The organism is Streptomyces sp. NPDC050315 (genome assembly GCF_040655775.1).
Lineage (GTDB): Bacteria > Actinomycetota > Actinomycetes > Streptomycetales > Streptomycetaceae > Streptomyces.
Genome location: NZ_JBFAKN010000008.1, coordinates 30030 through 49991, shown reverse-complemented (window position 1 = coordinate 49991; position 19962 = coordinate 30030). Strand labels below are relative to the sequence as shown.

Sequence of the window (19962 nt, the reverse complement as noted above, 5' to 3'; positions counted from 1 at the left end):
CCACTCCCCCGGCACCCCCGGCCCCGACACCCCAGCGCCCTCAGCCCCCCCGGCGTCCCGGCGCCCCCGCACGGTCACCCGTGCGGTATCAGCGGCCAGGCCGGCTCCACATGGGCCGCCGGGTCGGCCGTACGGCGCAAGTACCGCTGGAAGGAGGCGGCCTGGTCGGCGGCCGCCTTGCGCTGCAGGGCATGCAGGGCGGGCAACGTCAGGCCGGCCACCTCCGGGTGCTTCGCACCTATCCGGCGGGCCACTTCGACGGCGGCCACCGCGTCCGCACCCGCTTCGTGCGCCGCGTCCAGCGCCACCCCGTAGTGCGCGCACAGCGCCTGGAGCGTGCGCTTGCCCTTCCGGTACGTATCGAGGTGCTTGTCGAGGACGAGCGGATCGACGACCGGGGCCGGATCCACGCCGAGCCGGTCGGACAGCGGCGGTATGCCGTGCCGGCGGCACTCACGGTCCAGCAGCGAAAGGTCGTACCGCGCATTCATCACCACCAGCGGTGTCCCCGCGCGCAGCGCCTCTTCGAGCGCGTCCGTGATCTCCGCCAGGCCCTCCGCCGCCGGACGGCCGCGCAGCCGCACGACGTCGGTCGAAAAGCCGTGGATGGCCGCCGCTTCGGGCGGTATCGGCACGCCGGGGTCGAGGACCCAGCTCTGCGCCGGGGCCGCCCGCCCCGCCGCGTCGAGCCGGATGACGGCCGCGGTGACGACCCGGTCGGTCTCGATGTCGGTGCCCGTGGTCTCCAGGTCGAAGCCGACCAGCGGTTCCTTGTGCCAGCTCATGCGGCCTCCTTCAGTGGTGCGTCCCCCGTGTCGCACGCGACCGCGGCCGGTGCGGCGACCCGCCCGATCGGCCGGTCCACCCTCCGCGATCTCGTGTGCCTTTACTCTCCCACGCACCACTGACAACGCCCCCGGCTCCCGCCCCGCCCCGGCTCTCGCCCCGCCCCGCGCCCGCGTCCGTAGGCTGGCCGGCATGGATCTTCAACTGGCCGGGCGGGCGGCGCTGGTGACCGGGAGCAGCAGCCCGGTACGCGCCCAATCCCGTCGGCCGGCTGGGGCGCGCGGAGGACATCGCAGGCGCGGTGCTGTACCTCGCGAGCCCCCTGGCCGACTACGTCAACGGCATCGAGCTGCGCGTCGACGGCGGCATCACGGGCACGCCCTGAGCCGACGGCCGCGGAGCCCCGGCACCGCCGCCCCCGCGCCCCGGCTCACGACACCGGCCGCGCGTCCGCCCACACGCTCTCGAATTCCTCGCGGTACACCTCGAAGAGCCCGTGATCGCTCTCCCGGCCGTCCTCGTGGCGTACGACCTCCCGGCCGCCGCCGCGCAGCACCAGGACGGGCACCTCCATGCCCCGGCTCCTGCGCAGGTAGGACTGGACGACGGCCAGGCCGTCCGGGCCGTCGCCGTCCACGAGGTACGCCGTGAAGCGCGGCGTCTCGTCGAAGACCTGAATCTCGAAGGCGCCCGGATCGCGCAGCCGGGCCCGCACCCGCCGCATGTGCATGATGTTGCTCTCGATGGAGCGGCTCATCTCGCCCTTCTTCAGGCCCAGCTCCCGCTCGCGGCGGCGCACCGCGCTGCTGGCCGGGTTGAGGAAGAGCAGCCGTACTCGGCAGCCGGACTCGGCGAGCCGGACCAGCCGGCGGCCCGAGTAGTTCTGCACGAGGAGGTTCAGCCCTATCCCGACCGCGTCGAGCCGCCGCGCGCCCCCGAAGAGGTCCTCGGCGGGCAGCTGGCGCTGCAGCCGCACCCGGTCGGAGTGGACGCCGACGACGTCGGCGTAGCGGTCGCCGACCAGGTCCTCGACCGCGTCGATGGGCAGCCGCCCGGCCGTACGGGTGCCGATGCCGGAGCCCAGTATCTCCAGGAGGCGCGCGGAGGCGCGTTCGGCCTGGGCGAGCACCGTCTCGGAGAGCGCGCGGTTGCGGGAGACGATGTTGCGGGCCACCTCCAGCTCGTCCAGGCCCAGCTCGACGTCGCGCCGGTCATCGAAGTACGGCTCGAAACAGGGCCAGTGCTGGACCATCAGCTCGCGCAGCTGCGGGAGGGTGAGGAAGCTGAGGATGTTGTCGTCGGCGGGGTCCAGGAGGTACCCCTTGCGGCGGCTGACCTCCCGTACGGCGACCGCGCGGTGCACCCACTCCTGTCCGGCGGGCCCGGCGGCCGCGACCACCCATTCGTCGCCGTGCACCGGCTCGTAGATGGGGCGCAGCACGGCCGCGACAACGGCGCGCAGCCGTTGTTCGACCAGATTCAGCCAGATGTACGCACGCCCGGCGCGTCTGGCGCGGGTGCGGACCTCGCTCCAGGCATCGGCGTCCCACTCCAGTTCCGCCCCGATCTCCATGGGACGTGCGAGGGACACCGCACCGGGCGGTGCGTCGATGGAGCCGCCGCCCTCATGACCATCGTCACCAGGAGGCAACTCCAACCCGCCCGAGCTCACCTGTACACCGCCTTCCGAACCCCCGTGCCAACGATCAAGGCACCCTACTGCGGGTGCGGGAGGGGGTGCAGCCCGATGCGCCGACTCTTCCACCAACTCCCCTTATTCGCTGTGCCCGTTGTGTCCGGAAACGGGAGGCGGGCGTGAGCGGAGTCATAGCGGGCTCGCCGGGAACCGCCCGGGAGTCCCGGCGCACTCTCCCCTCGTCACGCCCCTCGTCAGGGGTCTCCGCCGGCTCTGGAGGCACTCGGGAACGAGGCTGAAAGTGATTGCTCAGGAGTCGCGACACGCCCATGAGGCCCCTTACTGCACATCATGTCGCCATACATGGTGATCTGCGGTCGGACACCTGACCGTTCCCCCGGTCGGAGGACCCTGTTTCGCGGCAGGTTGCCTGCCTTTCGGCGAAGATCTCGCGAACATCCCACTGTTCGTCGCTCATCGGGGAAGAATTCCGGTTTGGTCCGCGGTCGTCAGTCCGTCGCGGCGCCCCTCTAGGAAGTGGAAGAGTCGACGCATGCAGGTCTGGCCGGGACAGGCGTATCCGCTAGGTGCCACGTACGACGGTGCGGGCACCAATTTCGCGGTGTTCTCCGAGGCGGCACAACGTATCGAGCTGTGTCTGCTGCACGACGACGGTTCGGAAACGGCGGTCGAGCTCCGCGAGTCCGACGCGTTCGTCCGTCACGCGTATCTGCCCGGCATCATGCCGGGGCAGCGGTACGGCTTCCGGGCGCACGGCCCGTACGAGCCGGCCAAGGGTCTGCGCTGCAATTCGGCGAAATTGCTGCTCGACCCGTACGCCCGGGCGGTCAGCGGCACCATCGACTGGGACGAGGCGGTCTACGGCTACCACTTCGGCAAGCCGGAGAGCCGCAATGACCTGGACTCGGCGCCGCACACGATGGCGTCGGTCGTCGTCAATCCGTACTTCGACTGGGGCGACGACCGGCCACCGCGTACGGACTACCACGAGACGGTGATGTACGAGGCGCACGTCAAGGGCTTGACGATGCGCCACCCGGAGCTGCCGCAGGAGCTGCGCGGTACGTATGCGGCGCTGGCGCACCCCGTGATCATCGACCACCTACGGGACCTCGGGGTCACGGCACTGGAGCTGATGCCCGTACACCAGTTCGTCAACGACCACCGACTGTCGGACGAGGGCCTGGCGAACTACTGGGGCTACAACACGATCGGCTTCTTTGCGCCGCACAACGCGTACGCCTCCTGGGGCGACCGCGGCCAGCAGGTGCTGGAGTTCAAGTCGGCGGTGCGCGCGCTGCACCAGGCGGGCATCGAGGTCATCCTCGACGTGGTCTACAACCACACCGCCGAGGGCAACCACATGGGGCCGACGCTGTCCTTCAGGGGGCTGGACAACGTCTCGTACTACCGGCTGACCGACGACCCGCGGTACTACATGGACACCACGGGCACGGGCAACAGCCTCCTGATGCGCAGCCCGCACGTGCTCCAGTTGATCATGGACTCGCTGCGCTACTGGGTGACCGAGATGCGGGTGGACGGCTTCCGCTTCGACCTCGCGGCCACCCTGGCCCGGCAGTTCCACGAGGTGGACCGGCTGTCGTCCTTCTTCGACCTGGTGCAGCAGGACCCGGTGGTCAGCCAGGTGAAGCTGATCGCCGAGCCCTGGGACGTCGGCGAGGGCGGCTATCAGGTGGGCAACTTCCCGCCGCTGTGGACCGAGTGGAACGGCAAGTACCGCGACACCGTGCGCGACCTGTGGCGCGGCGAGCCCCGTACGCTCGCGGAGTTCGGGTCCCGGCTGACCGGTTCGTCCGACCTGTACCAGGGCGACGGGCGCCGGCCGCTCGCCTCCGTCAACTTCGTGACCTGCCACGACGGCTTCACGCTGCACGACCTGGTCTCGTACAACGAGAAGCACAACGAGGCCAACGGCGAGGACAACCGGGACGGCGAGAGCTTCAACCGCTCCTGGAACTGCGGCGCCGAGGGCGAGACGGACGACCCGGAGGTGCTGGAGCTGCGGGGCCGGCAGATCCGCAACTTCATCGCCACCCTGATGCTCTCGCAGGGCGTGCCGATGCTCAGCCACGGTGACGAGTTCGGGCGCACCCAGCAGGGCAACAACAACGCCTACTGCCAGGACAACGAGCTGGCATGGGTGCGCTGGCCCAAGGAGGGCGAGGACGGGCAGGACCAGGAGGCGCTGGAACTGCTGGAATTCGTGCGCAAGATGGTGTGGCTGCGGCGCGACCACCCGGTGTTCCGGCGGCGCCGCTTCTTCCACGGCCGCCCCATGGAGGGCACGCACGACGAGCTCTCGGACATCTCGTGGTTCACGGCCGAGGGCGAGGAGATGCGGCAGCGGGACTGGCAGGCCGCGCACGCCAAGTCGCTGACGGTGTTCCTCAACGGGAGCGCGATCTCCGAGCCGGGCAAGCGCGGGGAGCGGATCTCCGACGACTCGTTCCTGCTGCTGTTCAACGCGCACGGCGAGGAGAAGGAGTTCACCGTGCCGATGGACCACGGGCGGCAGTGGCAGGCCGTGGTGGACACCGCGCGCCCGGAGAAGGTCGCCGAGGGCGGCCCGAAGGTGCGGGCCGGCGACACGCTCACCCTGGTGGCGCGGAGCCTGATGGTGCTTCAGCGGCCGGCCTGACGGGCAGCGGTGCGTCCGTGCTTTCCGGGCTTCCCGGCCGCGTGCGGAACCGGACGGTCAGCGCCATGCACAGGACGAGGACGGCGGCGGCGACCGCGACGGCGAAGGCGGCGGCCGGGCCGTACGACTCGGCCAGCCGCCCCGAGAGGGCCAGCGCGAGCGCCTGCCCGCCGACGATCGAGCTGGTCAGAAAGGCCATCGACTCGGCCATGCGGCGGGCGGGCACCAGCCGTTCGGTGAGCGCGAAGATCGTGATGAGGTGCGGCGCGAAGGCCACGCCGAGCACCACGACCACCGCGTACAGCGCGCCCAGGGAGCCGACGAACAGCAGCGGTACGGAGAGCACGGTCAGGCCCACCGCGGCGGCCCGCCAGCGGGCCGGCAGGCCGATCCGGGCCGGTACGAGGACGAGCGACAGCCCGGCCACGGCGCTCATCACGCCCATCGCCGCGTAGACCAGGCCGGCCTGGCCGGGCGCGCCGAGCCGCTCGGTGAGCGCGGTGATGCCGGCCTGCGAGGCGCCGAACATGGCGCCCTGCAGGGCCATGGAGACCCGCAGGGCGTGCGCGGCCGCCGGGATGCGGGGGCGGTCGCGCCGGGCCGTCCTGCGGCGTTCTCGCGCTTCGGCGTGTCGCCGCCGCAGCGGGCCGGGAGCCGCACCGGCGGTACGCGCGTCCGGCCCGCTTCCCGTCGGCGCCGTCACCCGCGCCGTCCGGTGCATCGCGAACGCCGAGCCGCACGTCGCGAGAAGCAGCGCCGCGAGGGCCAGCGCGACGGCCGGGTGCGCGACCGCCGCGGCCACGCCCACCAGCGCCGGGCCCAGCACGAAGGACACCTCGTCCAGCGTGCCCTCCCAGGAGAGCGCGGCGTTCACCGTGCGCTCGTCGCCTCCGGACCGCCGTACGAGGGCGACCAGCCGGCTACGGGCGAGCGGCCCCACCTGGGGCACGGTCAGCCCGGCGAGCAGCCCGAGGAGGGCCAGCGGGAGCGTCGCCATGTGGGCCAGCGCGGCGAGTACGAGTGCGGTGACGGCGAGCGCGTTGGCCCAGCAGGCCGCCAGGACCACCGGGCGCTGGCCGTGCCGGTCGGCGAGCCGGCCGATGAGCGGCCCCGCCACGGTCTGCCCGGCGGCCAGCGCGCCGCCGGCCACGCCGGCCGTCGCCAGGCTGCCGCTGGTCTCGGTGACCAGCAGGACGCTGCCGAGCTGGCACATGGCGGTGGGCAGCCGGCCGAGGAAGGAGACGGCAGGCAGTACGGGGCCGGTCGTGGCGAGCACGGTGCGGTAGGTGGCCAGTACAGCGGTCATCGCCCGACGCTATCGGACGGCGGCCGCGGCCCGTATGGGCGGGACGTACGAACGAAAACCGGGGCACACCCCGCCCGATCGGATGAAGCAACAAGGCACCGTGCGGGTACGTGTGTCCCCATGACGCCCGAATTCAGCGCGCCGCCCACCGCCACCTACCGGCTGCAGCTACAGCCCGGTTTCCCGTTCGCCGCGGCCGAGAAGGCCGTGCCGTACCTCGCGGCCCTGGGCGTCTCGCACCTGCACCTCTCCCCCGTGCTCGGCGCCGTCCCCGGGTCGGCGCACGGCTACGACGTGGTGGACCACTCCGTGGTGCGCGCCGAGCTGGGCGGTGAGGAAGGGCTGCGCGCGCTGTCCCGGACGGCCGCGGCGCACGGCCTGCGGCTCGTGGTGGACCTGGTGCCCAACCACATGGCCCGGCCGGCCCCCGCCTCCTTGAACGGGCCGCTGTGGTCCGTTCTGCGGGAGGGGCCCGCCTCCCCCTACGCCCGCTGGTTCGACATCGACTGGGAGGGCGGGCACGGCGGGCGGCTGCTGATGCCCGTACTGGGCGGGCGGCTGGCCGACGAGCTGCCCCATATGCGCGTCGAGGGGGACGTGCTGCGCTATCACGAACACGCGTTCCCCATCCGCCCCGGTACGGAGCGGCTGCCGCTCCCGCAGCTCCTGGATGCGCAGTGGTACCGGCTCTCCTGGTGGCGGCTGGCCCGCACCGAGCTGAACTACCGGCGCTTCTTCACCATCTCCGAGCTGATCGCGGTCCGCGTCGAGGACCCCGAGGTCTTCCGCGCGACGCACGCCACGGTGCTCCGGCTCCTCGAGGACGGCGTCATCGACGGGCTGCGCATCGACCACCCGGACGGGCTCACGGACCCCGCGGGCTATCTGGCGCGGCTGCGGCAGGCCACGGGCGGGCGCTGGACGGTGGTCGAGAAGATCCTCACCGGCGACGAACGGCTTCCGGAGAGCTGGGCCTGCGCGGGCACCACGGGCTACGACGCGCTGCGCCACATCGACGGGCTCTTCGTGTGCCCGGAGGGCGCCGACCGGCTCTTCGGGGTCTACCGCGACGCCGTCGCACCGCTGGCCGACCGTGGCGGCGACTGGGAGGAAACGGTACGGCAGGCCGCGTACGAAGTCGTCACCCACGAGCTGTCGGCGGAGGTCGACCGATTGGCACGTACGGCGGCGCGCATCAGTGAGCGCGCGCCGCACCACGGCGACCATGCCCCGTGGGCCCTGCGCCGCGCCCTGCACGAACTGCTCGTCCGGCTCCCGGTGTACCGCCCGTACGCGCACGACCCGTGGTGCGCGGAACGGGACGCCACGATGCTGGCGACGGCCGCCGAGGGCGCGGCCGCCGCCTTCGAAGTGCGCGAGGAGGCCCGCTCCGTGGAGCTCGTGCGCGACCTCGCGCTGGGCCGCCTGCGTGACGGCTCCGGGGACGAAAGCGCCGACCACGACGACTTCGCCGCCCGCTTCGCGCAGACCGCCTCCGCGCTGCGCGCCAAGTCGGTGGAGGACCGCGCGTTCTACCGCTACACGCCGCTGCTGTCCGCCTGCGAGGTCGGCGGCGACCCCGGTGACCCCGCGGTCACCGTGGCGGCGTTCCACGCCTTCTGCGCCCGTCTGCAGGCCGCCTGGCCGGCATCCGGAACGGTACTGTCCACCCACGACACCAAGCGCAGTGCCGACGTCCGGGCCCGCCTCGCCGCCGTCAGCGAGTGCCCCGAAGGCTGGCGCGAGGTGCTGACCCGGCTGAACGCCCGCACGGCGCGCACGATGGACGGCGTCGAACCCGATCCGCAGATGGCGTGGACGGCCTGGCAGACGGCGTTCGGACTGGCCGGCACCACCGCGCCCCTTCCTGGCGCGGCGGACGTCCCCTCCTGCGGGGCAGCCGTCGCCCCGGGGCCGATGGGCGACGGCATCCCCTTCGAGCGGCTCGCACCGGCTGTTCTGAAGGCCGTGCGGGAAGCCGGGCTGCAGACCACGTGGACCGAACAGAACACGTGGTACGAGGAGTCGGTCACGGAGTTCCTGAAGGCGGGCCCTTGCAGTGCCGCGGCCGCCGCCGAACTGGCGGCGTTCGCCGACGAGCTGGCCCCCTTCATCCGCGCCAACGTGCTCGGCGCCGCCCTGCTGCACCTCACGATGCCGGGCGTCCCCGACCTCTACCAGGGCACGGAGCACGAGTACTTGGCGCTCGTCGACCCGGACAACCGCGCCCCCGCGCGCTTCTCACCGGAGTTCCTGGCCGACGTGGACAGCGGCGGGGAGGGCAGCGGCGGCCCGGCCGGCGACCCGTACGGCACGCCGGGGCTCTCCGCCGAGAAGCTGCGGCTGACCGCGGCAGCACTGCGGCTGCGCCGGGCGCACCCGGAGTGGTTCGGCCCGCAGGGCTCGTACCGGCCGCTGCACGCCGTCGGCGACCCCGACGGCCATTGCGTGGCCTTCGCCCGCGCCGACCGCGCGGTGACCGTGGCCACCCGGCTCTCGCTCCGCCTCGCCGAGTCCGGCGGCTGGCACGCGGCCGCCCTCCGGCTCCCCGGCGCCTCCGCGACCTGGCGCGACCTGCTCACCGGCCGCGACTTCGAAGGCCCCACGGTCCCGCTGGCCGACCTCTTGGACCGTTGGCCGGTGGCCCTTCTGGTGCGCAGCGCTCCGTAAGTCAGCGCCCCGTGAGTCAGCGCCCCGTGAGTCAGCGCCCCGTGAGCACGTAGGCCACGCTGCCGAAGGTGACGTGATCACCGGGGTGGACGGCGACCTCGCCGAGGACGCGACGGCCGTTGACGAACGTGCCGTTCATGGAGCCGAGGTCGCGCAGCAGCCAGACGTCACCGGAGGTGCGGAGCTGGGCGTGGGAACGCGAGACCGTGTCGTCGTTCAGGCGCAGGCCCGCACCCGGGGCGCGGCCTATCTGGAGGGGGAACGGCCCGGGGTCCGGCAGCAGCAGCTTGGGGAGGCGCTCCGTGCGCCATGCCCTGCGCACCATGAGGTGGAAGGCGGACGCCTTGCCCACCGCGCGCAGCACGGCGCCCTCGAAGCGGCCACGCGTGGCCAAGTCGCCGGTCGCCCGGTCCAGTTCGCTGCGGTGCCGTGCGGTGAGCACCAGCTCCAGGCGGCGCAGAAACGTGTCCTGGGACAGCCGCCCGTCCGCCGCGCCTTCACGCAGCAACGCCAGCGCGCGATCCCGCTCGGCATCCGACAAGCGGGCCGGTCGCGCCGGGAATTCGAGCGATGTCATGGCCCGATTGTCCGGCGTATTCCGGTCATCTGTCCAGGCAGCACCCGAGGCACCGGAAATTCGCTCGCGCCGCGCACACAGGGGCGGTTAGTGTGCGGGCACGTGAAGGGCCCGCGGCAGGCGGGCCGGTGAGGCGGAAGGAGGCGGAACGGCATGTACGGCACGGCCATCGATCTGTTCGCGCGCTCCGGCGCCGCCCGCCGCATACGTTGACGGGCGTCGGGAGCGTGCCTCCCGAGAGGACTCGTACACCATGACCGACCTGGTCATCCGCGCGCTCACCGAAGGCGACGCGCGGCTCTTCCACACCCTGCACGACCCCACGGCCCCGTTCCTGGGGCACGACCGCTTCGGCCGGCCGTACGCCACGCTCGCGGCCGGCGGCGAGTACCGCCCCGACTGGACGTGGGTCGCGCTGCGCGACGGCGTCGTCGTGGCGCGCGCCGCGTGGTGGGCCGGCCCGGACGACACCCGCCCGATCGCCCTGGACCGGCTGGACTTCGCGCCCGGCGAGGGCGCCGCAGCGGCCGAGCTGCTGCGCGCCGCGCCGCTGTCGGCGGAGTACGTCCTGATGCTGCCGCCCGGCTGGCGTGCGCAGCCCGACGTGCGGGCCGCTGCCGAGGCCCGGACGGCCGTCGTACGGGCTGCCGGGCTGCGCCCGATGGTCGAGCGCTTCCGGTACGTCTGGACCCCCGAGTGCGGCGTGCCCGCGGACCCGGGGCGGCTGGTCTTCCGGCCGGAACCGGACGACGAGGTGATCCTGGACGTGCTGCGCCAGGTGGAGCGCGGTTCGCTGGACGCGCACGCGCGGCGGGCCGTTGCCGCGGGCGGCGTGGAGCAGGCCGCGCGCGAGGAGCTGGAGTTCTTCCACTGGTGCCCGTCGCCGCGCGACTGGTGGCGGGTGGCGTACACGCCCGAGGGGCAGGTCGTCGGGCTGCACGTCCCGGCGCGCAACCACACCTCGCCCGTCGTGGGGTTCATCGGGGTCGTCCCGGCGCAGCGCGGCCACGGTTACGCGTACGACCTGCTGGTCGACTGCACGCGTCAGCTGGCCGCGCTGGGCGTGGATCGGATCGTCGCCGAGACGGACCAGCACAACACCCCAATGGCGGCGGCATTCGCCAAGGCGGGGTACCCCGTCACCCAGGAGCGTGCTTTCTTCGACGGGTAGGCGCAGCACGTAGGCGCGTCGGTGCCCACGGGGCGCGTCGCGGTGGTGTGGCGAGGAGGGAGAGGCCATCGTGCTCTTCGAGGTGTGGGCACCGGACGCCGGTCGGGTGGAGCTCGTACGGGAGGGCCGGGCCGTCCCCATGACCCGCTGCCCGTCCCGTACGGGCTGGTGGCGGGCCGAGGAGACGGCCCGCCACGGCGACCGGTACGCCTTCCGGCTGGACGGCGGCGAGCCGCTGCCCGACCCGCGCGCGGCCCGGCTGCCGGACGGCCCCGGCGGCCCGGCCGCGGTCGTGGACCACGCCCGGTACGCCTGGCGGCACGACTGGCCGGGCCGCGGACTGCCCGGCGCGGTCCTCTACGAGCTGCACATCGGGACGTTCACCCCCGGGGGCACGTTCGATGCGGCCGTCGAGCGGCTGCCGCACCTGAAGGAGCTCGGCATCACGCACATCGAGGTGATGCCGGTCTGCCCGTTCCCGGGTACGCACGGCTGGGGGTACGAGGGCATCGCCCCGTGGGCCGTGCACGAGCCGTACGGGGGCCCGGACGGGCTGAAGCGCTTCGTGGACGCCGCGCACGGCCTCGGGCTCGGCGTCGTCCTGGACGTCGTGCACAACCACCTCGGCCCGTACGGCAACCACCTGCCCGCGTTCGGGCCGTACTTCACCGACACCCACCACACGCCCTGGGGCGCCGCCGTCAACCTCGACGCGCCCGGCTCCGACGAGGTCCGCGCGTACCTCCTGGGCAGCGCGCTGTCCTGGCTGCGCGACTACCGGATCGACGGGCTGCGCCTGGATGCCGTGCACGCGCTGCATGACACCCGGGCCCGGCACTTCCTCGCCGAGCTGTCGGAGGCGGTGGACGCGCTCGGCGCGCAGCTGCGCCGTCCGCTGTTCCTGATCGCCGAGTCCGACCTCAACGATCCGCGGACGACGGCGCCGCGCCCCTACGGGGGCCACGGCCTGCACGCCCAGTGGAACGACGACTTCCACCACGCCCTGCACGCCGCGCTCACCGGCGAGTCCCAGGGCTACTACGCCGACTTCGCGCAGGCGCCGATGGCAGCCCTCGCGACGACTCTGACCAGCGGCTTCTTCCACGCCGATTCCTACTCCAGCTTCCGGGAGCGCAGGCACGGCGCGCCGCTCGACATACGCGCCGTCCCCGCACACCGATTGCTCGGCTACACGCAGACGCACGACCAGATCGGGAACCGCGCGCTCGGCGACCGCCTCTCGGAGCAGCTTTCCCCCGGCCTTCAGGCGTGCGCCGCCGCACTCGTGCTGTGCGCCCCGTACACGCCGATGCTCTTCATGGGCGAGGAGTGGGGCGCGGGCACGCCCTGGCAGTTCTTCACCGACCACACCGATCCGGAACTGGCGGCGGCGGTACGCAACGGGCGGCGCCGGGAGTTCGCCGCGCACGGCTGGCAGGCCGAGGAGATCCCCGACCCGCAGGACCCGGCCACCCGTGAGCGTTCCTGCCTGGACTGGACCGAACCGCGGCGCGCGCCGCACAGCGCGCTGCTCGACTGGTACCGCACGCTCCTCACGCTCCGTCGTGAACTCCCGGCCCTCACCGACCCGTGCCTGACCCGTACGCGCGTGGCGTACGACGAGGAGGAGCGGTGGTTGCGGCTGGACCGGCTGACGCCCGAAGGCCCCGGGAGCGTCCATCTCGCGGTCAATCTGCACCCTTCCCGTACCGCCGCCGTCCCGCTGCCGTACGAGGGCTCAGAAACGCTCACAGGCCGCCCTGCGCCCCCGGAACGGGGCGCGGACGGCCTGCTGCGGCTGGAGCCCGCCGCGGCGGCGGTGCTCAGGAGCTGACGGCCCCCTGCGCGGCGGCCGGCTCGCGGTCCGCCGGCCCGCCGTCCAGCTCGCGCTCGCTCGCCTCGACCGCGGCCTGCTCGGCGGCCAGGTCGAGGTTGCGGTTGAGCAGGTAGTACAGGCCGCCGCCGATGAGCAGGCCGGGCACGAAGGACAGGTCCGCGCCGCCCAGGGCCTTGGCGACCGGGCCCTCGAAGGCGTGGGTGGCGAAGAACGGGATCATCGTGACGAAGCCGACGGCGTACGAGACGATGCCGCGCCAGGACCAGCGGCCGTAGATGCCGCCCTTGGAGTCGAAGATCGCGGTGACCGCGTAGTGGCCGCGCCGCACGCAGTAGAAGTCCACCAGGTTGACCGCGGTCCACGGCACCAGGAAGTACAGCATCATCAGCACGAAGGTGTTGAAGCTGTGCAGGTAGTCCTTCGGCAGCAGCATCGCGACGACGAAGATGACGACCCCGATGGCGGCGATGCCGGCGACCCGCAGCCGGACGGTCGGCTTGACCGTACGGAAGGCGTCCACGGCGCTGGTGGTGGTGAGCATCGCGCCGTACGCGTTGACGGCCGTGATGCCGATCAGGGCGACGGAGGAGACCACCACGGCGAAGGTGCCGAAGCCGGGCAGGATGTCGTTGCCGACCTGGCGGATGCCGGTGATCGCGCCCGGCTCGGGCAGCGCGGAGGACAGCAGCGCGCCGAGCGACATCAGCCAGACGGCGGAGCCGGCCGCGCCGGCGTAGGTCCACCAGATGACCTTGCGGGCCGGGACGTCCTTCGGCAGGTAGCGCGAGTAGTCGGAGACGTAGATCGCGTAGCTGATCTGGTAGCCGGCCGCGGCGGAGAAGACGACCAGGAAGGAGGTCCAGGTCGAGCCGCCACCGGACGCGGCGGCGTGCGCGGTACCCGGGTCCAGCTGGACGAAGGCCCCGATGGTGAGCACGCCGAAGACGGCGATCAGCACGTACGTCAGCCAGCGCTGGACCAGGTGGAGCAGATCGTGGCCGACGACCGCGAGGACGATCGCGAGGCCGATGATCAGGGCGTACCAGAGGGTGGTGCCTCCGGGCAGGATCGTCTGCAGCCCCTCGGTGGCCAGCACCACATTGAAGACGTTGAAGCCGACGTACACGAAGACGACGGCGGCGAACGGCACGATTGCGCCGCGGGTGCCGAACTGGGCGCGCGACTGGATCATCTGCGGCAGGCCCATACGGGGGCCCTGGTTGGCGTGGAACGCCATGAAGAAGGTGCCGAAACAGGCACCGAGAATCACGGCCAGCACGGACATGCCCAGGCTCAGGCCCAGCTCGGGGCCGAGGAAGCCGGTGACCATCGTGGTGAGCACGAAGTTCCCGGTGAACCAGAACGGCCCCTGGTGCCAGACCTTGCCGTGGCGCTCGCGCACGGGCACATAGTCGATCGATCGTTGTTCGATGACCCTGGGGGCGGCAGCCATGGGTCCTCCTCGGATGGTGCAGTGAGCGGCTTTGGGGGGGCCGTACGGGGACGGAATGGGGGGCTGTGGGGGACGTGTGGCCTGGGGCCGAGCACGGTGGTGTGAACCTACGGGCCCGTTGAGAGCCGCTTCGATCGCCCGATCGTCCATCCGATAGATATGTGATGGACACTATGTCTATGCCGCTGTACCTCACCGACCTCCTGGCGCGCCCGGACCTGAATCTTTCGGTCACCGGCGCCCCCGCGCCCGGGCTGCTGGACCGCACCATCGATGCCGCCACCGTCTCCGACCTGCTGCATCCCGGCGAGTGGCTGCAGGGCGGCGAGCTGCTGATGACCATCGGGCTGCTGCTGCCGATGGAGCCCGCCGCCTGCCGCGCGTACGTCGCCGACGTGGCGGCCGGCGGCGCCGCGGCCCTGGCGCTCGGTCTCGGGCACGGCCTCCCGTACCAGGCGGCGCCGCAGCCCCTGGTGGACGCGGCACAGGAGGCCGGCCTGCCGCTGCTCACCGTCCCGGACGAGGTGCCGTTCATCGCCGTCACGAAGGCCGTCTTCGAGGCGCGTGCCCACGAGGAGCGGCAGGTCCTGCAGCGCGCCTTCGCGACCCAGCGGCGGCTGACCGCGGCGGCCACGGACAACGGGCTGCGCCCGATGCTGGAGGAGTGGACGGCGGCCACCGGGGTGGGCGCCGCGGTCCTCGACCCCTTGGGGCGGCTGCTCGCCTCGGGTGGGCCGGATGTCGAGCCCGTACTGGACAGCGCCCGCGACCTCATCGACCGGGTGGCCTCCCGGGGGCTGCGCGGCAGCGCGGCCAGTACGGCCGGCGGGCAGCAACTGGAAGTGCAGCCGCTGGGCGCCCGCCGGCTGCGCGGCCTGCTCCTCCTCAGCGGCGGCCCCGACGCCGCGGCCCGCGCCGTCGTGCCCGGTCTGGTCTCCCTGCTCTCTCTGGAGCTGGAGCGGCGGCATCTGATGGACGAGCCGGAGCGGCGCCGGCGCTCCGCGCTCCTCTCGGAGCTGCTCGCCGAGCCCGAGGGCGGCCAGGAGCGGGCTGCAGGGCGCGCGCAGGACATCCTCGCCTCGGTCGGGCTGGCCACCGAACGGGTGCGCGGCGTCGTGGTCGAAGCGCCCCCGGAGACCGCCCAGGAGGCGGCCGCCGACCTCGCCCTCGCCGTACCGGGCGGCCTGGTGCGGGTCGCCGAGGGCGGCCTCGTCGAGGCGGTGGTCGCCGAGGAGCTGGACGTACGGGACGTCCTCGGCCGCTTCGTACCGGCCTGCCCCGCCGGCCTCGGCCCGCCGGCCGCTCCCGAGGCCGTACGGGCCTCCCTGCGGCAGGCAGCCGGGCTGCTGGGCCTGAGCCGGAGCTCGGGCGCGCCGGTCGAGGCCCGCGAGAGCCAGGCCAGCCGGCTGCTCCTGGAGCTCGGCGACCGGCGCACCCTCCTGGGCTACGCGGACGCCGTGCTGAGCCCCCTGGACCTCGCCGACAGCGGCGAGGAGCTGATCGCCACGCTGGCCGCCTGGCTGGAGACCGGCGGCTCCTGGGACACCACCAGCCGCCGCCTCGGCGTCCACCGCCACACCGTGCGCAACCGCCTCGACAAGGCCATGGCCCTCACCGGCCGCCGCCTCGACGACGCGGACGACCGCTTCGACCTGTGGCTGGCGACGCGGATCCGGCGCGGGGGCCGGGTTTAGCACCGGTACGCATGGCCTACGGGGGCGGCGTACCGGCTGTCAGTGGCGGGCGCGGCTCGGCTGTACGCGGGTGGGCTCGCCCGGCATCTTCGGGTGGTCGGGCGGATAGGGCAGATCGCCGAGGCCACTCTCGTGCTCGGCACGGTCGGCCAGCTCGAACACGGACTCCAGCCCGAAGCTCTCCTCGGCCATATCGGCGTGCACATCGCCCCGTTCCGCGTAGCGGGCCGGCATCGTGGCCAGGTCGAAGTCGGCCGGCTCGGCGTCGTCCAGCTCCTCCCAGAGGAGCGGCGCGGACACCGTGGCACGCGGGTTCGGCCGTACCGAATAGGCGGAGGCGATGGTGCGGTCGCGCGCCATCTGGTTGTAGTCGACGAAGATGCGGGCGCCGCGCTCCTCCTTCCACCAGGCCGTCGTCACCTGGTCCGGCATCCGGCGGGCCAGCTCGCGCCCCACCGTGATGGCGGCGCGCCGCACTTCAGTGAACGTCCAGCGCGGCTCGATCGGTACGTAGACGTGCAGGCCGCGGCCCCCGGAGGTCTTCGGCCAGCCCCGTAGGCCCAGCTCGTCCAGGAGGGCGTGCAGCGCGTGGGCGGCCCGTACGGCGTCCTTGTAGTCCGTGCCCGGCTGCGGGTCGAGGTCGATGCGCAGCTCGTCGGGGTGGTCGGGCCGGCCGCGGCGGACCGGCCAGGGGTGGAAGGTGACGCAGCCCAGGTTCGCCGCCCAGAGGACGGCGGCGGGCTCGGTGGGGCAGATCTCGTCGGCCGAGCGGCCGCTGGGAAAGGTGATGTGGGCGGTCGGCAGCCAGTCGGGGTGGTTCTTCGGGGCGCGCTTCTGGAAGAACGACTCGCCGGTGACGCCCTCCGGGTACCGCTCCAGAGTCGTCGGCCGGTCGTGCAGCGCCCGAGTGATGCCGTCGGCGACGGCCAGGTAGTACTGCGCCAGGTCCCACTTCGTATAGCCGCGCTCCGGGAAGTACACCTTGTCCGGGTGGGACAGCCGTACGGTACGGCCGCCGGCCTCGATCTCCACTGCCGCACCGCCCGCACCCTTGGCACCGCCTGTACCGCCCATGGCCGCCACGGTAAGGGCGCGCGGCCGGGGGCGCTCGTCGGGCGACGTAAGGGGCGTACGCGCACAATCGAGACATGGATCTCCCGGTGATGCCGCCCGTGAAGCCCATGCTGGCCAAGCCGGCGGCGAAGATCCCGTCCGGCATGCAGTACGAGGCCAAATGGGACGGCTTCCGGGCCATCGTCTACCGGGACGGCGACGAGATCGAGCTCAGCAGCCGCACCGGCAAGCCGCTCACCCGCTACTTCCCCGAGCTGGTCGAGGCGCTGCGTACCAATGTGCCCGCGCGCTGCGTACTGGACGGCGAGATCGTGATCGCGCGCGGCGACCACCTCGACTTCGATGCGCTCACCGAGCGGATCCACCCCGCCAAGTCCCGCGTCGATCTGCTCGCCGAGCAGACCCCGGCCGGCTTCGTCGCCTTCGATCTGCTGGCGCTGGACAACGAAGCGCTGCTCGGCGCGCCCCAGAAGGAGCGGCGCGCCCGGTTGACCGATGCCCTCCAGGGCGCCGAGGCGCCGGTCCATCTTGCGCCCGCCACCACCGATCCCGATGTCGCCGCGGAGTGGTTCACGCAGTACGAGGGCGCCGGCCTGGACGGAGTGATCGCCAAGCCGCTGGACATGCCGTACCGCCAGAACGAGCGGGTCATGGTCAAGATCAAGCACGAGCGCACGGCGGACTGCGTGCTCGCCGGCTTCCGCTTCCACAAGAGCGGCCCGGTGGTCGGCTCGCTGCTGCTCGGCCTGTACGACGCGGCCGGCACGCTGCAGCACGTGGGCGTCTGCGCCGCGTTCTCCATGAAGCGGCGCGAGGAGCTGGTGGCCGAGCTGGAGCCGCTGCGGATGGAGTCGGCGGCGGGCCATCCCTGGGCGCACTGGACGGAGGAGGAGGCGCACGAGTCCGCCCGGCTGCCCGGCGCGCCCAGCCGCTGGAGCGGCAAGAAGGACCTGTCCTGGGTGCCACTGCGCCCGGAGCGGGTGCTGGAAGTGGCGTACGACCACATGGAGAACGGGCAGCGCTTCCGGCACACCGCCCAGTTCCGCCGCTGGCGCCCGGACCGCACCCCGGAGAGCTGCACGTACGCACAACTGGAGGAGCCGGTGCGGTACGACCTGGGCAGGGTGCTGACCCGAAGGGTGGACTGAGGCGCCATTAGGGTGAGGGGGTTCGAAGGGCCAGAGGGGCACGAGAAGTGCGGGGGTTGTTGTGGGGCGCGTCGAGCCGGACTGGATACGCGTGCCGGTCGGGGCGGACGCGGCCCGCTGGACCACTCGGGCCCGCTGCCGGAAGGTGCTCCTGGTCGTCCACAACGTGACCTCGGCGACCCGGCTGTTGGACGTGCTGCCGCTGTTCCGCGACGACCTACGGGTGCAGCTGCTCGCCACGTGTACGGGCTCGTCGCCGTTCCAGGCAGGCGTGCCGGAGCTGCTGGCGGAGACCGGCGTACCGGTACTGCCGTGGGAGCAGGCGCTGCGGACACCGGTGGACCTCGCTGTCACGGCCAGCTTCGGCGGTCAACTGGCGGACCTTTCCGGGAAGTTGGCCGTCCTGTCGCACGGCGCGGGATACAATAAAAGGCTCGAAACGCCAAACGCCAAACGCCAAACGCCGGATGGCGGGGAGCGCGGGGACGTGCCCGGTCAGGCGTCGTCGGCATCCGAGCCGCCGGTGTTCGGTTTCGGTCCGGAATGGACACTCTCGGACGGCGCCCCCATAGCGGATGCGATGGTGCTCTCCCACCCCGAGCAGCTCCGGCGGCTGCGTGCCGTCTGCCCGCAGGCCGCGGACACGGCCGTGCTGGCCGGTGATCCCTGCTTCGACCGGATGCTGGCGGCCCGCCCGTACCGCGACCGCTTCCGCCGCGCGCTCGGCGTCGCACCGGACCAGCGGCTCGTCCTGCTGAATTCGACGTGGAACCCGGAAGCGCTCTTCGGGGACGGCGGCGACGACGTCCTGCACGCGCTGCTCGCCCGCCTGACGGCCGAACTCCCCGCCGACGAGTACCGCACCGCCGCCGTACTGCACCCGAACATCTGGCACGGCCACGGACCCGGCCAGATACGCGCCTGGCTCGACCGGGCCCGGCGCGCCGGGCTGACCCTCGTCGACCCGCTGACGGGCTGGCAGCAGGCGCTGCTCGCCGCGGACCTGGTGATCGGCGACTACGGCTCCGTGTCGTACTACGCGGCCGCGCACGGCACGCCGGTGCTCATCGGCGCGGACTCGCCGGCCGGCCTCGCGGCGGACTCCCCCGTCGCCGACTTCGTACGGCGGACGCCGCGGCTGGACCCGTATGCGCCGCTGCGCCCCCAACTGGACGCCGCGCTGGCCGGGCACCGGCCGCTGCCCGGCCCCGCCGCGCTCACGACCTCGGCACCGGGCGAGTCGGCACGGCTGCTCCGCCGGGCCTTCTACGGGCTCATCGGCCTGCCCGAGCCCCCGGAGCCCGCGCTGCTCGACCCGCTGCCACTGCCCCCGTACGAACCGCCGGTGCGCACCACGCCGTTGCGCGTCCTGACGCGGCTCCTGGGGCCGGGCGAGGTGACGGTGGACCGCCGGGCCGGCCGACGCGGCGGGACGGCGGACGCGGCCGACGAGGGCCCGTCCCGGGGCCCGGACGGGGTGCGGGCGCACGTAGCCGTGCACGAGGACACGCTCGATCCCGGGACCCTCTCCCTGGCCGACGTGATCTTCCGTTACGGCGCGGCGGACGACCCCCGGCTCGGCCCGCCCGCCTCCTGGACGGCGGAGGTCCTGGACCGCCACCCGTACTGTCGGCTTGCCGCGTACGTCACCGGGCCCGGCAGCTGCACCGTCCGCACCCGCGACGGCGACCTGCTGCGGCTGACCGCGGACCGGAGCGCGGCCGGTGGCCTACCGGGCGCCGACCCGGCCGCGTACGCCTCGGCGCTGTACGCCTGGCTGGCGGACGGGAAGGGAGTGGACGGGTTGCCGGAGGACGGGGCCCCGGAGGGCGGGCCTACCAAGTGGGTGGGACGGCTGACCGTATGGGCGGGCCGGGCGGCTTACCGGGTGCGGGTCAGTCGCGAAGACGCCGCTCCGTAGCGGCGT

Annotated in this window: 13 protein-coding genes and 1 pseudogene; 8 read left to right on the top strand and 6 right to left on the bottom strand. The window is 73.0% G+C overall.

Features of this window, described 5'->3' with window-relative positions:
• Nucleotides 1-74 precede the first annotated feature (74 nt).
• Entirely contained in the window at nt 75-785 is a 711-nt protein-coding gene (locus AB0I82_RS27640; protein WP_363260068.1) for a 3'-5' exonuclease, read from the bottom strand.
• A 248-nt stretch (nt 786-1033) separates the two neighbouring features.
• On the opposite strand from AB0I82_RS27640, the pseudogene AB0I82_RS27635 reads away from it, so the two are divergent.
• Nucleotides 1034-1171, top strand: a pseudogene (locus AB0I82_RS27635) (SDR family oxidoreductase); the annotation flags it as partial.
• 45 nt (nt 1172-1216) lie between these two features.
• On the opposite strand, the gene AB0I82_RS27630 reads toward AB0I82_RS27635, so the two are convergent.
• A complete protein-coding gene (locus AB0I82_RS27630; protein ID WP_363260067.1) occupies nt 1217-2458 on the bottom strand; it encodes an SAV2148 family HEPN domain-containing protein in 1242 nt (413 codons plus the stop codon).
• Between the two features lie 517 nt (nt 2459-2975).
• Between AB0I82_RS27630 and glgX the strand changes: the two genes are divergently transcribed.
• Entirely contained in the window at nt 2976-5105 is a 2130-nt protein-coding gene (glgX, locus tag AB0I82_RS27625) for a glycogen debranching protein GlgX (protein ID WP_363260066.1), read from the top strand.
• Here the strand turns inward: glgX and AB0I82_RS27620 are convergent.
• Nucleotides 5059-6411 (bottom strand): MFS transporter, encoded by a 1353-nt coding sequence (locus AB0I82_RS27620; protein WP_363260065.1) that lies wholly within the window; start codon nt 6409-6411, stop codon nt 5059-5061. The two genes, glgX and AB0I82_RS27620, sit on opposite strands and share 47 nt — an antisense overlap.
• A gap of 120 nt (nt 6412-6531) precedes the next feature.
• Here AB0I82_RS27620 and treY point away from each other — a divergent pair, with 120 nt between their 5' ends.
• Entirely contained in the window at nt 6532-9081 is a 2550-nt protein-coding gene (gene treY, locus AB0I82_RS27615; protein WP_363260063.1) for a malto-oligosyltrehalose synthase, read from the top strand.
• Between the two features lie 31 nt (nt 9082-9112).
• Here the strand turns inward: treY and AB0I82_RS27610 are convergent, their stop codons facing one another.
• Nucleotides 9113-9658 (bottom strand): DUF1707 and FHA domain-containing protein, encoded by a 546-nt coding sequence (locus tag AB0I82_RS27610; RefSeq protein ID WP_363260061.1) that lies wholly within the window; start codon nt 9656-9658, stop codon nt 9113-9115.
• A 253-nt stretch (nt 9659-9911) separates the two neighbouring features.
• Here AB0I82_RS27610 and AB0I82_RS27605 point away from each other — a divergent pair, with 253 nt between their 5' ends.
• On the top strand, nt 9912-10829 hold the full coding sequence (locus AB0I82_RS27605; RefSeq protein ID WP_363260060.1) for a GNAT family N-acetyltransferase: 918 nt from the start codon (nt 9912-9914) through the stop codon (nt 10827-10829).
• A gap of 70 nt (nt 10830-10899) precedes the next feature.
• A complete protein-coding gene (treZ, locus tag AB0I82_RS27600; RefSeq protein WP_363260059.1) occupies nt 10900-12663 on the top strand; it encodes a malto-oligosyltrehalose trehalohydrolase in 1764 nt (587 codons plus the stop codon).
• Here the strand turns inward: treZ and AB0I82_RS27595 are convergent.
• On the bottom strand, nt 12653-14119 hold the full coding sequence (locus AB0I82_RS27595; RefSeq protein ID WP_363260058.1) for a cytosine permease: 1467 nt from the start codon (nt 14117-14119) through the stop codon (nt 12653-12655). The genes treZ and AB0I82_RS27595 overlap by 11 nt on opposite strands.
• 164 nt (nt 14120-14283) lie before the next feature.
• Here AB0I82_RS27595 and AB0I82_RS27590 point away from each other — a divergent pair, with 164 nt between their 5' ends.
• Nucleotides 14284-15813, top strand: a complete 1530-nt coding sequence (locus tag AB0I82_RS27590; protein ID WP_363260057.1) for a PucR family transcriptional regulator — start codon at nt 14284-14286, stop codon at nt 15811-15813.
• Nucleotides 15814-15852: 39 nt separating this feature from the next.
• On the opposite strand, the gene ligD is transcribed toward AB0I82_RS27590, so the two are convergent.
• The gene (gene ligD, locus AB0I82_RS27585; RefSeq protein WP_363260056.1) at nt 15853-16887 is read right to left on the bottom strand and encodes a non-homologous end-joining DNA ligase; all 1035 of its coding nucleotides are present in this window, start codon (nt 16885-16887) and stop codon (nt 15853-15855) included.
• A 74-nt stretch (nt 16888-16961) separates the two neighbouring features.
• Here ligD and AB0I82_RS27580 point away from each other — a divergent pair, with 74 nt between their 5' ends.
• Nucleotides 16962-18035, top strand: coding sequence for an ATP-dependent DNA ligase (locus tag AB0I82_RS27580; RefSeq protein WP_363260054.1), 1074 nt, complete (start codon nt 16962-16964; stop codon nt 18033-18035).
• A gap of 61 nt (nt 18036-18096) precedes the next feature.
• A complete protein-coding gene (locus AB0I82_RS27575; RefSeq protein ID WP_363260053.1) occupies nt 18097-19956 on the top strand; it encodes a hypothetical protein in 1860 nt (619 codons plus the stop codon).
• Nucleotides 19957-19962 lie beyond the last annotated feature (6 nt).